The organism is Janthinobacterium sp. HH106 (assembly GCF_001758725.1).
GTDB lineage: Bacteria > Pseudomonadota > Gammaproteobacteria > Burkholderiales > Burkholderiaceae_D > Janthinobacterium.
Genome location: NZ_LRIC01000036.1, coordinates 1 through 12221 on the forward strand (window position 1 = coordinate 1; position 12221 = coordinate 12221).

The window sequence follows — 12221 nt, forward strand, 5'->3', positions numbered from 1 at the left end:
TCCACCGCCAGGCGGCCCAGGCAGATCACGTCCAGCGCGCGGCCCTGGGCAAATTCAGTCGTATTCTTCATGGCATTGTTTCCTTATGACAGTTGCACGATGCGCTGCTCGCGCCACGACACGGTGGCCGCTTCGGCCAGTTCCAGGGCTTTCAAGCCATCGTGGACGGTGGTGCGCAGCGCTGCGCCATGGGCAAAGGCGTCGAAAAAGTGCGCCATTTCGCTGGCGTAGGCGGCGCGGTAGCGTTCCAGGAAAAAGTCTTCCGGCTTGTCCACGCTGACGTTGACGGCACCATAGGCCGTCACTTCCGTCGGTTTGTGGTTGCCTGCCTGCAGCATGCCGGCGCTGCCCAGCACTTCGAAACGCTGGTCGTAGCCGTAGGCGGCGCGGCGCGTGGTGTTGATCTGGCACAAACGTCCCTTTGCCGTGCGGATGGTCACAGCCGTGCAGTCGAGATCGCCCGCCGCGCCGATGGCCGGGTCGACGAGGCAGCTGCCCGTGGCATGCACGCTGACGGCTTCATCGTCGAGTATCCAGCGGAAGATGTCGAAATCGTGGATCAGCATATCCTTGAAGATGCCGCCCGACACCTGGATGTAGCTGACGGGCGGCGGGCCCGGATCGCGGCTGGTGACGATGAGCATCTCCGGCGTGCCGATCTCGCCCGCCGCGATGCGCTGCTTGACGGCGGCAAACGTGGGGTCGTAGCGGCGCTGGAAGCCGATCATGCACAGCACTTTTGCCTCCTTGACGGCGGCGGCGGCGGCGCGCGCGCGCTCCAGGGTCAGGTCGACGGGCTTTTCGCAAAAGATGGCCTTGCCGGCGGCGGCCGCGCGCACGATCAGGTCCGCATGCGTATCCGTGCTCGACGCGATCAGCACGGCCTTGACTGCCGGGTCGGCCAGCACAGTGTCCACGCTGGCGACGCTGGCGCCATGCAGGGCCGCCACTTCCGCCGCCGCGCCCGCATGCACGTCGACCACGTATTTCAGGCGCACGCCGGGCTGGCGTACCAGATTGCCGGCGTGAATGCGGCCGATGCGCCCGGCGCCGAACAATGCCACTTGAATCATTTCCATCTCCTTGATAGTCGGTATCGCTTGACCCGGAAATGCACACGTGTGCAAATCCGGGTTAAAAAAGTTAAAACAGGTGGATGACGCCCAGCATTACGCCGCTGAGCTTGGCACCCTTCTTGGTGGCGGCGAAGGCATTGCCGCCAAACGTGTAGTTGGCGTTCTTGTCGTTATTGGTTTGCGTGTAGTAGGCGTAGACGGTGCTGCGCTTGGACAAGTAATATTCGTAGCCCAAAGTCGCCTGCTTGGCGCCGCTGTCGTCGCCGCGCACCAGGGTGGTGGCCTTGATGGTTACGCTGCTGCCGTTGGGCGCGCTGCCCGACACGTCGCCTGCCACGCCGAAACGGCCGATGAAGGCACCGCCGCCCGCCTTGTAGGCGCCCGTGATGGTGAAGTAGTCGCGCTGCAAGTCGCCGCCGGCCACGTCATACACCATGCGGTTCCAGGCCACGCCCACGTCGCCGCCGCCGAAGTTGTAATTGCCCACGGCGCGGAACATCTTTTCGCTGAAGCCGGGACGCAAGTCCTTGTGCTTTTCATAGCCGACGGCGCCCTTCACGGGACCGTTTGCGTATTGCACGATGCCCGAATAGATGCGGTCGCCGTTCGATGCCTCGTTTTCGCTGGCGCGGTAAATCGTGGCGCTGAATCCCTGTACCACGGGCGTGCGATAGCTGACGGCATTCGAACTGCGGCGGTTGAAGCCTTCGCCGCCCAGCTGCGAAATGTTGGCGTCATCCTGGATGCCTTCGCCCACGAAACGGTTGGTGTAGCCGTTGATCTGGCGGATCGGCGTGGCGAAGCGGCCCAGCGCGATGCGGCCATAGGCGGGGTTTTCCAGCCCGACAAAGGTATCCTTGCTATTGATGGCGCCCGTGCCATCGTCGAGCTTGGCATTGCCCTCGATCTGGAAGAAGGCCGTGTTGCCATTGCCCAAGTCTTCGCGTCCACGGAAGCCGATCTTCGAGGAATTGTCCGATACGCGCGATACCGACTCGCCATTCGGCGCCGTGGCCGAGCTCGACGTTTCGATACGGTCGAAGCCCGCGTGGATGCGGCCGTACACGACGACGCTCGATTCGGCCAGCACGCAACCTGGTGCGACCAGCAACAATACGGCGGCGATCTTGTTCAACTGCATGGTGCTCTTTTTCATCCCGTTTTTCATTTTGTCTCCTGCTTGTTTTTATGGTGGTGGATTACTCATGATGCTCAACAGCGTGTTGCCACTACATGCGTCCCTCGCCGGACGCCTGTCCTCCCTTTCAGTCAATGTGTTCAGGTACAGCGCGGCAAGGCCAGCGCCGCCAGTTGCGGATACAAGCGGGGGCCGCCCACCAGGATGGGGTTGCCCTTTTCCAGGCCGTTATCGGCCAGGAAATCATTGCAGCGCCCGCCCGCCTCGTTGACGAGCACGATGCCCGCCAGGCAATCCCAGGAATTGATGTGCGGCTCGAAATAGCCGATCAGGCGCCCGGCCGCCACGTAGGCGATCATCAGCGCGCCGGAACCGTTGCGGATGAACATGCCGCCCTCTTCCAGCACGTCGAGCAGGAAGGGCAAAAAGGTATCGGTGCCCACGCGGTGCGAAAAGCCCACGCCCAGCACGCCGCCCTGCAGGCTGGCCACGTCGTTGACGCGCAGCCGCGTTTCGCCCGCCTTCGCCGTCACATGCGCGCCTTGCCCCAGGCAGGCGTGGAACAGCTCGTCCGCATTCGGGTCGTATACGGCGCCGATGGCGGGCTGGCCGTCGACCAGTACGCCGATCGACACGCACCAGGCCAGCATGCCATTGACGAAACAGGCCGTGCCGTCGATGGGATCGATGACCCACACGCAGCGCGCGTCGGACGCGCCGCCGCCCCGCTCCTCGCCCACCACGGCGTCTTCCGGGAAGCGCTCGGCGATCTGCGCGCGCAGGAAATCCTCGACCATGCGGTCGGCGATGCTGACCATGTCCTGCAAGCCCTTTTCCTCGATCACCAGTTCCGTGCGGCGCTGGAACATGCCCAGCGCGATCTCGCCCGCCTGGCCGATGATGTGCCGGGCGTAGGCATAGCGTTCCAGGGTCGCCGCGTCGGCCAGTACCGCTGCCTGTGTCATATCTGTCATGCTTGTCCTCCAATGATGGCTGCGCCATGTTCGTGTACGGTCATGGCGACCGATGTGCCTTGCGTGAAAACCTGGCTCAAGTCGTGCGAGACGGCAAACAGTTCGCCGACCGGCGTCTCGAGCGTGTATTGCATTTCGCGTCCCAGGTAAGTGGCGCGCGCCACGCGCACCACCATGGCGCTGTCGGGCTGCGCGGGCGACAGCAGGATCGCTTCCGGACGCACGGCGAAACTCGCTTCGCCGCTGCGCTGGCTGCGGCATGGCAGGCGCAGCCGCAGCTTGCCCATGACGCAGACGGCCTTGCCGTCGGCCACCGACTCGATCACGCCATCGACGATGTTGGCATTGCAGATGAAATCGGCGACAAACTTGTCGGCCGGCGACTCGAACAGCTCGTGCGGCGTGCCCTTTTGCGCGATCACCTGGCGGTTCATGACGATGATCTGGTCGGAAATGGCCAGCGCCTCTTCCTGGTCATGCGTGACGTACACGGCCGTCAAGCCCAGCTTGACCTGGATGTCGCGGATCTCGTCGCGCACGCGGCGGCGCAGTTTCGTGTCGAGGTTCGACAGCGGCTCATCCAGCAGCAAGACCTTGGGCTGCAGCACTAGCGAACGGGCCACGGCCACGCGCTGCTGCTGGCCGCCCGACAACTCGTTGGGGAAGCGCGCGGCAAAGTCGGCCAGGCCCACCAGGCGCAGGCTTTCCTGCGCCCGTTCGATGGCGCGCGGCTTGGTCTCGCCCGAGACGGTCAAGCCGTAGCACACGTTGTCGAGCACCGTCATGTGCGGAAACAGCGCATACGACTGGAACACCATGCTGACGTCGCGCTCGGCGGCGGAAGTCAAGGTGACGTCCTCGCCGGCCAGCAGGATGCGCCCGGCGCTGACGCGTTCCAGGCCCGCGATCAGGCGCAGGGTGGACGTCTTGCCGCAGCCGCTGGGACCCAGCAGGGTGACCATGGTGCGCGGCGCGATCGTGAACGACACATCGTTCACGGCCAGGGCCTTGCCGTAGCGCTTGGTAACACCATCGAATTCCAGCGCGGCAAGCTCTGTTGCTTGGGTAGTAAAGTGGTTCATGCGTAGCTCTTTTCCAGGTTGGGAACGGCGGCCGGCAGCGTTTTTTCGGCGCTGATGCGGCGAAGGCGGCGCTTGCCGACCAGCAAATGGATCAATTGGATGCACAGCAGGATGATGACGATCAGCACCGTGGCATAGGCGATGGCCGTGCCGTAGTTGCCGTTCGACACCAGGCCGATGATGTAGGACGTGGCCATGTCGTAATCGGCGCTGACGAGGAAGACGACGGCCGAGATCGACGTGATCGAACGCACGAAGCCATACACGAGGGCCGAGGCGATGGCCGGGCGCAGCAGCGGCAGGATGACCTTGCGCATGGTGGTCCAGCTGCTGGCGCCCAGGGTGATCGACGCCTCGTCCAGGCTGCCGTCGAGCTGGCGCATGGCGGCGATGCCCGTGCGCAATCCCATCGGCATGTTGCGGAAGACAAAGCACAGGATCAGAATCGTCGCCGTGCCCGTCAATTCGATCGGCGCCGAGTTGAACGCCAGGATGTAGCTGATGCCGATGACGGTGCCGGGAATGGCAAAGCTGAGCATGGTGCCGAACTCGAACGCGCTCTTCAGGGCGAATTGCTGGCGCACCAGCAGCCAGGCCGACAGGATGCCGACAAAGGCCGTCAAGGGCGCGGCGATGGCCGAAATCGTCAGGGTGGTGAACAGCGACGGCCAGGCCTGGCCCGTCCAGTGCCAGCCGGAAGCGCCCGCCGTGATGCCGAAGGCGTCGATGTAATGGCGCAAGGTGAAGGCATTGTCCTGGCCCCAGTTATTCACGAAGCCGCCCGCCACCACGGTGCCGTAGATCAGGGCCGTGAAGGCGAACCATGGCAGGGCGATGGTCCACAAAGTGGTTTTCAGGCGCGGGTTGAGCGAAGCGTGGCCGCCGTGGTCGGCCTTGCCCGTCACCGTCACATACGATTTCTTGCCCAGCCACAGGTTCTGAATGAAGAAGGCGCCCACGGCAAACGTCAGCAGCACGATGGCCAAAGTCGCCGCGCGGCCCTGGTCGTTCGAGGCGCCCACCACGGAAAAGAAGATCTCCGTCGACAGCACGTGGAAGTTGCCGCCCAAGACCATCGGGTTGCCGAAGTCGGCCATGCTTTCGATAAAGCACAGCAAGAAGGCATTGGCGATGCCGGGACGCATCAAGGGCAAGGAGACCTTGACGAAGGTTTGCCAACTGCTCGCGCCCAGGGTACCCGACGCTTCTTCCAGCGAGGGGCTGACGCCTTCGACCACACCGATCAATGTCATGAAGGCGATCGGCGCAAAGGCCAGCATCTGCGACAGCCACACGCCCGTCATGCCGTACAGCCAGCGGCTTTGCTCGATGCCAAACAACTCGCCGACGAGGCCCGTGATGGCGCCGTTGCGGCCGAACAGCAAAATCAGGGCCAGGCCCAGCACGAACGGCGGTGTGACGATCGGCAAGATGGTGATGGCGCGCATGGGGCGTACCCAGCGGCCATTGGTGCGCGTCACCAGCAGGGCGAACACGAGACCGAGGAAGGTGGCCGAGACGCCCGTCAGCAGGGCCAGCGCCAGGGTGTTCCAGGCCACGCCGCAGCGGCCGGGACCGGCCACGCAATTGAGGCTCCAGATGCCGGGGTCCGCCAGGCGGCGCGCCAGGGCGGCGGCGCCCGTGCCGCCATCGTCCAGGGGCTGGCCGGCGCTGACGAGGATCAGCGCGACGGGGAACAGCACGAACAGGGAAATGAGGCAGATGATGAGGCCGATGGCGCCGGCCACGAAGGCGTCGCCGCGGCACACGCCGCAGGCGGCGGCGCCCGAGGTGAGCAGGAACAGCAGGCACAGCGCCAGCAGCAGCGCGCCGAAACCGAGGCCGGTGCCGGCGGCCAGCGGCCCCCAGCCCAGCCATGCCAGCCACAGCAAGCCGGCGCCGCCGAGGGCGATCTGGCCCAGGCCCAGGGTCTTGCGGTGGGGATTGGCGGCCACCAGCGCGGCGCTGGCGGCGATCAGGGCAAAGAACACGCCCAGCGGCCAGGCGCCGAACGACAGCACGTGCAGCACGGCCGGCGCGCCACGTTCACTGAAGAACTGGCCGTCGCGCAGCCATTCGCCGGCGAACAGTCCCGCTTCCTGCTGCTGCCAGGGCAACAGGCACAACGCTGCCAAAGCGGCCAGCAGCCAGCCGTAAAATATCTTTTTCATGAGTTTCATCCAACTATGAACGTCTGAAATTCTGTTGCGCGGTGCGCCCTGTTTTCCAGACGTTTTGAACAATTGATATAGGTTTAACGCCTGCCAAAACTGTAGCGAGCGGCAGTGAGTTGCGGCCGAGACGCGCAGCTGTGCGCTAGCACAGTGAGCATCGCAGGCTGCAAATCGCGACGCGCAGTAAGTTTTGGCGCGCGTTAATTGCCGGCAGAATAAATCTGCGTGGTCCAGCGTTGCAGCAGGCGCTTGCGCGTGTCCGACGCGCCATACTTGGCGAAGTCGTAGTTGATGGTCTTGATGTTTTCCAGGCGCGGCGAGGCGGCGGGAATGGTGGCGGCCGCGTTGGACGGGATCTGGAAAGCCAGCGCCTTGACGGCTTCGCTCTGCACGTCGGGACGCAGGGCGAATTCATAGAATTTCTTTGCCTGTTCCATGTTTTTCGCGCCCTTGACGATGCTCATCGAGCCGATCTCGTAGCCCGTGCCTTCGCAGGGCGGCAAGACCTTCACGGGAAAGCCGGCCACGGTGAGTTTCATCAGGTCATGCATGAAGCCGATGGCCACGCCCGCTTCGCCGCGCCCCACGTCCTCGCCCGGCGCCACGCCCGCGTTCGGGTATTTGCTGACGTTCTGGCCCATTTTCGCCAGGAAATCGAAGGCTTCCTCTTCGCCGAACAGCTGCACCACGGTGGCCAGCGCGTTGTAGGCGGCGCCCGAGGAGTTCGGGTTGGCCATCTCGATCTCGCCCTTGTAGGCGGGCTTGACGAGGTCTTTCCAGCATTGAGGCGGCGGCAGGTTTTTCTTCTTCAGCACGTTTTCATTGTAGGCCAGGCCCAGGATGCCGATATAGATGCCGACGGTGCGGTACTTGGCCGTCTCGGCCTGCTTGAGCGCCCACGGCTGCAGCTTGGGCAGGGTGGGCGACTTGTATTCTTCCGTATAGCCTTCGGCGGCGGCCTGCAGGTGCGGGTCGCCCGTGCCGCCCCACCAGATGTCCGATTTCGGGTTCGACGCTTCGGCGCGGATCTTCGCGTAGGCTTCCCCGGCGCTCTTCCTGATCATCGATACCTTGATCTTGCTTTCCGCCTCGAAGCGGTTCTTCATCAACTGGCACCATTCCATGTCGGCCGAGCACAGCACGGACAGGCGTTCCTCGGCGGCCATGGCCGTCATCGGCAGGGCCAGGCTTATAGCAATCGCAACATTGCGCATCTTCATCGTCTCACTCCAAGTTCGTTGTCGTTGTGGTACTTCAGACCGCACCGCTATCTTGCGGTGTCACTGTCCCGGGATGTGCTTTGTAAGGCCTTGCACTGCATTGCACACGTGTGCACACCTTACCACCAGCCGATTTTGACTGTCAACAAGAATCTCGGCAGGCGTGCGGCGTGGCGTTTTACCGACAAAAAAAGCCGCCAGCTGGTTGCAGCTGGCGGCTTTCGGATGCTCCGGGATCAGAGGTGTGTTACTGCCAGGCTTCCTTGCCCGCGCGCGGCTTGCCCACCATCAGCAAGGCGCCCAGGGTCAGCACGGCCGCCAGCGACAGGTAATAGCCCACGTACTGCAGACCATAGTTGGTGGCCAGCCAGGTGGCGATGTACGGCGCCAGCGAGGCACCGAGGATGCCCGCCAGGTTGAACGTCAACGAGGCGCCCGTGTAGCGCACTTCGGGCGGGAACAGCTCGGACAACATCGTGCCCAGCGGTCCGTAGGTCATGCCCATCAAGCCCAGGCCGACAGCCATGAAGACGGTCACTTCCCACGTCACGCCCGAACCGAACATCGGCGCGAGCACCAGGCCGAAAATGGCGATGGCGACGGAGACCCAGATCAGGGTGGCGCGGCGGCCGCGGCGGTCGGCCAGCACGGCCGAAAACGGAATCGTCAGGGCGAAGAACAGCACGGCAAACAGCTGCACGACGAGGAATTCCTTGCGCGTGAAGCCCAGCTTGGTCGTACCCCAGCTCAGCGCGAACACCGTCATCAGGTAGAACAGCACGAAGGTGGCCAGGGCGATGATGGTGCCCAGGAACAGCATGCGGCCATGCTGGCGGAACACGGTGGCCACGGGCAGCTTGACGACTTCGTTCTTGTCGATGACTTTCTGGAAGTCCGGCGTTTCCGTGATCTTCAGGCGCACGTACAGGCCGACGATGACCAGCAGCGCGCTGGCCAGGAACGGGATGCGCCAGCCGTAGCTGAAGAACTGCTCATCGGTCATGGTTTCGCTCAGCAGCAGGAAGATGCCGCCCGACAGGAAGAAGCCGATCGGCGCGCCCAGCTGCGGGAACATGCCGTACCAGGCGCGTTTGCCCGGTGGCGCGTTCTCGGTTGCCAGCAGCACCGCGCCGCCCCACTCGCCGCCCAGGCCCAGGCCCTGGCCGAAACGGCACAGCGCCAGCAGCAGCGGCGCCAGGGTGCCGATGGCGGCATACGTCGGCAGCAAGCCGATGATGACGGTGGAGATACCCATGGTCAGCAAGGCCGCCACGAGAGTGGCCTTGCGGCCGATGCGGTCGCCGAAGTGGCCGAACACGGCCGAACCGATGGGGCGGGCGAAGAAGGCGATGGCGAACGTGGCCAGCGACTGCAGCACGGCGGCCGACGGGTCGCCGGCGGGGAAGAACAGTTTCGGGAACACCAGCACGGCGGCGGTGGCGTAGATATAAAAGTCAAAGAACTCGATGGTGGTGCCGATCAGGCTGGCGAACAGCACCGTGCCGGGGGAATTTTTCTTGGGGGGGGTGCTCATTTACTGCGCTCCTTGGGGAGGGTGTCTAAAGGCCATTCTCTGGATGTTTTTTCAGGCAGCAGCACAGCACGTTGTCTAGGCGCGCGGTTCACATATCATAGCTGTGCGCGGGCGTATTTGCTGCGAAATTGCTATTAAATTCGCAAACAAATTCCACGCCACAACACGCCGTTGTTAACGGCAGACAACGGTGTACCAACGCGCGCTAACGCGCCGTGATCAGTGCTGATTTAGAGAAACAACGGTCGTGCGCCATCCGGTTACCCGGGGCACGGCAGGAAAGGCGTCAGGGGATGGGCGACGTGTATCAGGCCCGGCGTATCGCCAGGCATTCCGTACCAGACCCGCGCGTCGGCATCGCGGCATCGGTCATTTGTGGTGAATCCTTGCCTGCGGCCCCTCCGGGTGGAGCGGGCCGGCGATGATCGCGCTGCATCACGAAGGATGCGGTTGATCTTGCTGTAAGCGGCTTATCATACGCGCAGTGCTGCGGTGCGGCAAGAAGTTGTGATGGAGCATGTACGGTGGTGTCGGCTTACGCTGCGCTAAGCCGACCTACGCCCACCTATACTGACCTACGCATCGATCAATGCAAAAGTCTGCTCGATCTCGCGGCTGTCGAGCGGACGCACCAGGCGCGCCACTTCCTGGCCATCTTTCAGGAAAATCAGGGTCGGCCACAGTTTCACGCGGAATGAGCGCCCCAGCGCGCGGCCGGGGCCGTCTTCCACGCGAATATGCGCTACCGCGGGGTGCTGCGCCAACGCGGCGGCCAGCGGCGCCTCGGTGGCGCGGCAGTGGCCGCACCAGCCCGTGCCGAATTCCAGCAGGGCCGGCCCCGCCAGGGCGTCGATCTCGGCGCGCGTCGGTTGTGCTACGGAATATGTGTCGTTCATCATGCCGCCCTCCTTGTCCGCTCAGACCACTTTCACGCGCAGTTCGCCCAGGCCATCGATGGCGCCCACCAGCTCGTCGCCGCGCTGCACGGCCGCCACGCCGGCCGGCGTACCCGTGTAGATCAGGTCGCCCGGTTGCAAGGTGAAATAGGTCGACAGGTCGGCGATGGTTTCGGCCACGTTCCAGATCAGCATATCGATGCTGCTGCTTTGACGCAGCTCGCCATTCACGTGCAGGGTGATGGCGGCATGCTGGACGTCACCTGCCTGCGCGGCCGGCGAGATGGGGCCGATGGGCGCCGAGTGTTCGAAGGCCTTGCCCGTGTCCCATGGACGGCCCAGTTTTTTCGCTGCGCCCTGCACGTCACGGCGCGTCATGTCCAGGCCGATCGCATAACCCCACACGTGGCTCAGCGCATCGGCCGCGCCGATATCGCTACCGCCCTTGCCGATGGCCACCACCAGTTCCATCTCGTGCTGGAAATCCTGCGTCTGCGCCGGATACGGCAGCTCGCCCGTCGTGCCGGCTGGCACGGGCAGCACGGCGTCAGCCGGCTTCATGAAGAAAAACGGCGCCTCGCGGCCCGTGTGGCCCATTTCCTTGGCGTGCTCGACATAGTTGCGGCCTACGCAATAGATGCGGTGGACGGGGAAAGTATCAACGCTGCCGATGACGGGAACGCTGGGCTGGATCGGTGCGGGAATGACATACGACATGAAAACTCCTGATCGGCACGATAAAAGGCGGCAATGAAAAAGGGACACCGCAGTGTCCCCCACGCAGTGTCCCCCATTTTACGACAACGTTACTTCAGCAGTCCCGAGCGGCTCGGGTCCGGCATGCGGATGGCGACGATGAAGGAAATCAGGCACATGACGGTCACGTACCAATAGAAATACTCTTCCACGTGCCAGGCCTTGAACTGCAGCGCCACGTATTCGGCCGAACCGCCGAACATCGCGTTGGCGACCGCATACGACAGGCCCACGCCCAGCGCGCGCACTTCGACAGGGAACATTTCCGCCTTGATCAGGCCGCTGATCGACGTGTAGAAGCTGATGATGGCCAGCGCGATGATAATCAGGCCGAACGCCGCGTACGGGCTGGAAATATCCTTCAAGGCATGCATGATGGGCAGCACGCACAGGGTGGCCAGGCCGCCGAAGAACAGCATCGAGGTGCGGCGGCCGATGCGGTCGGACAAGACGCCGAACACGGGCTGCAGAATCATGTAGACGAGCAAGGCGCAGGTCATGACGGCGCTGGCCGTCTTGGTATCCATGCCGGCCGTGTTCACCAGGTATTTCTGCATGTAGGTGGTGAACGTGTAGAACACGAGCGAACCGCCGGCCGTAAAGCCGAGCACCGTGATGAAGGCGCGCTTATGCTTGAGCAAGCCGCGCAGGCTGCCCGCGTCCTTGTCCTTGCGCTCGCTGGCGGTGGTCGTTTCCGTCAGGGATTTACGCAGGTTCAGCGAGACGAGGGCCGCCAGGGCGCCAAACACGAACGGGATGCGCCAGCCCCAGGCGCGCAATTCTTCCAGGGTCAGCAGTTGCTGCAAGACCACCAGCACCAGCAAGGCCAGCAGCTGGCCGCCGATCAGGGTCACGTACTGGAACGAGGCGAAGAAGCCGCGCTTGCCCGATTCCGACACTTCGCTCATGTAGGTGGCGCTGGTGCCGTATTCGCCGCCCACGGACAGGCCCTGGAACAGGCGCGCCACGAGCAGCAGGAACGGCGCGAAGGCGCCGATGGTGTCATACGTCGGCAGGACGGCGATCATCAGGGAGCCGCCGCACATCATCAGCACGGAAATCATCATCGACTGGCGCCGGCCGTATTTGTCGGCGATGCGGCCGAACAGCCAGCCGCCCACGGGGCGCATCAGGAAGCCGGCGGCAAAGATGCCGGCCGTCTGCAGCAGCTGCGTGGTCGAGTTACCGGAAGGGAAGAAGGCGTGCGAGAAATACAGCGCGCAGAACGAGTAAATGTAGAAGTCGAACCATTCGACCAGGTTACCGGAAGAAGCGCCAATGATGGCCTTGATGCGCTGCTGGGAAGTCAGCTGCGCAACGTCATGCGGAGTATCGTGGGATGTCATATCAATCTTCTTGTTCGTGTGAAAA

Annotated in this window: 10 protein-coding genes; all 10 read right to left on the reverse strand. The window is 63.6% G+C overall.

Features of this window, described 5'->3' with window-relative positions; all coding sequences use genetic code 11:
- Positions 1 to 83 precede the first annotated feature (83 nt).
- The 10 genes from iolG to JAB8_RS14990 all read right to left on the reverse strand — a co-directional run bounded on the left by iolG (position 84) and on the right by JAB8_RS14990 (position 12196).
- On the reverse strand, positions 84 to 1073 hold the full coding sequence (gene iolG / locus JAB8_RS14945; RefSeq protein WP_083287742.1) for an inositol 2-dehydrogenase: 990 nt from the start codon (positions 1071 to 1073) through the stop codon (positions 84 to 86).
- Positions 1074 to 1143: 70 nt separating this feature from the next.
- Positions 1144 to 2244 carry a porin gene (locus tag JAB8_RS14950; protein WP_083287339.1) on the reverse strand — a complete coding sequence of 367 codons (1101 nt, stop codon included), beginning with the start codon at positions 2242 to 2244 and terminating at the stop codon, positions 1144 to 1146.
- A 110-nt stretch (positions 2245 to 2354) separates the two neighbouring features.
- Positions 2355 to 3188 carry an inositol monophosphatase gene (locus JAB8_RS14955; protein ID WP_070290420.1) on the reverse strand — a complete coding sequence of 278 codons (834 nt, stop codon included), beginning with the start codon at positions 3186 to 3188 and terminating at the stop codon, positions 2355 to 2357.
- Positions 3185 to 4270, reverse strand: coding sequence for an ABC transporter ATP-binding protein (locus tag JAB8_RS14960; RefSeq protein ID WP_070220974.1), 1086 nt, complete (start codon positions 4268 to 4270; stop codon positions 3185 to 3187). The genes JAB8_RS14955 and JAB8_RS14960 overlap by 4 nt, the downstream gene beginning before the upstream one ends.
- On the reverse strand, positions 4267 to 6441 hold the full coding sequence (locus JAB8_RS14965; protein WP_254679523.1) for an iron ABC transporter permease: 2175 nt from the start codon (positions 6439 to 6441) through the stop codon (positions 4267 to 4269). Before JAB8_RS14965 ends, JAB8_RS14960 begins: the two co-directional genes overlap by 4 nt.
- 203 nt (positions 6442 to 6644) lie before the next feature.
- On the reverse strand, positions 6645 to 7664 hold the full coding sequence (locus JAB8_RS14970; protein ID WP_099410802.1) for an ABC transporter substrate-binding protein: 1020 nt from the start codon (positions 7662 to 7664) through the stop codon (positions 6645 to 6647).
- A 247-nt stretch (positions 7665 to 7911) separates the two neighbouring features.
- Entirely contained in the window at positions 7912 to 9198 is a 1287-nt protein-coding gene (locus tag JAB8_RS14975; protein WP_070290424.1) for an MFS transporter, read from the reverse strand.
- A gap of 575 nt (positions 9199 to 9773) precedes the next feature.
- On the reverse strand, positions 9774 to 10097 hold the full coding sequence (locus JAB8_RS14980; protein WP_121670421.1) for a thioredoxin family protein: 324 nt from the start codon (positions 10095 to 10097) through the stop codon (positions 9774 to 9776).
- 18 nt (positions 10098 to 10115) lie between these two features.
- Positions 10116 to 10811, reverse strand: a complete 696-nt coding sequence (locus JAB8_RS14985; RefSeq protein WP_070290426.1) for a fumarylacetoacetate hydrolase family protein — start codon at positions 10809 to 10811, stop codon at positions 10116 to 10118.
- An 89-nt stretch (positions 10812 to 10900) separates the two neighbouring features.
- Positions 10901 to 12196: an MFS family transporter gene (locus tag JAB8_RS14990; RefSeq protein WP_070290498.1), complete on the reverse strand. Its 1296-nt coding sequence runs from the start codon at positions 12194 to 12196 to the stop codon at positions 10901 to 10903.
- Positions 12197 to 12221 lie beyond the last annotated feature (25 nt).

Coding starts and splice junctions, on each gene's coding strand:
- iolG (WP_083287742.1), bottom strand. CDS start 1,073: ATGATTCAAGTGGCATTGTTCGGCGCCGGGCGCATCGGCCGCATTCAC.
- JAB8_RS14950 (WP_083287339.1), bottom strand. CDS start 2,244: ATGAAAAACGGGATGAAAAAGAGCACCATGCAGTTGAACAAGATCGCC.
- JAB8_RS14955 (WP_070290420.1), bottom strand. CDS start 3,188: ATGACAGATATGACACAGGCAGCGGTACTGGCCGACGCGGCGACCCTG.
- JAB8_RS14960 (WP_070220974.1), bottom strand. CDS start 4,270: ATGAACCACTTTACTACCCAAGCAACAGAGCTTGCCGCGCTGGAATTC.
- JAB8_RS14965 (WP_254679523.1), bottom strand. CDS start 6,441: ATGAAAAAGATATTTTACGGCTGGCTGCTGGCCGCTTTGGCAGCGTTG.
- JAB8_RS14970 (WP_099410802.1), bottom strand. CDS start 7,664: ATGAAGATGCGCAATGTTGCGATTGCTATAAGCCTGGCCCTGCCGATG.
- JAB8_RS14975 (WP_070290424.1), bottom strand. CDS start 9,198: ATGAGCACCCCCCCCAAGAAAAATTCCCCCGGCACGGTGCTGTTCGCC.
- JAB8_RS14980 (WP_121670421.1), bottom strand. CDS start 10,097: ATGATGAACGACACATATTCCGTAGCACAACCGACGCGCGCCGAGATC.
- JAB8_RS14985 (WP_070290426.1), bottom strand. CDS start 10,811: ATGTCGTATGTCATTCCCGCACCGATCCAGCCCAGCGTTCCCGTCATC.
- JAB8_RS14990 (WP_070290498.1), bottom strand. CDS start 12,196: ATGACATCCCACGATACTCCGCATGACGTTGCGCAGCTGACTTCCCAG.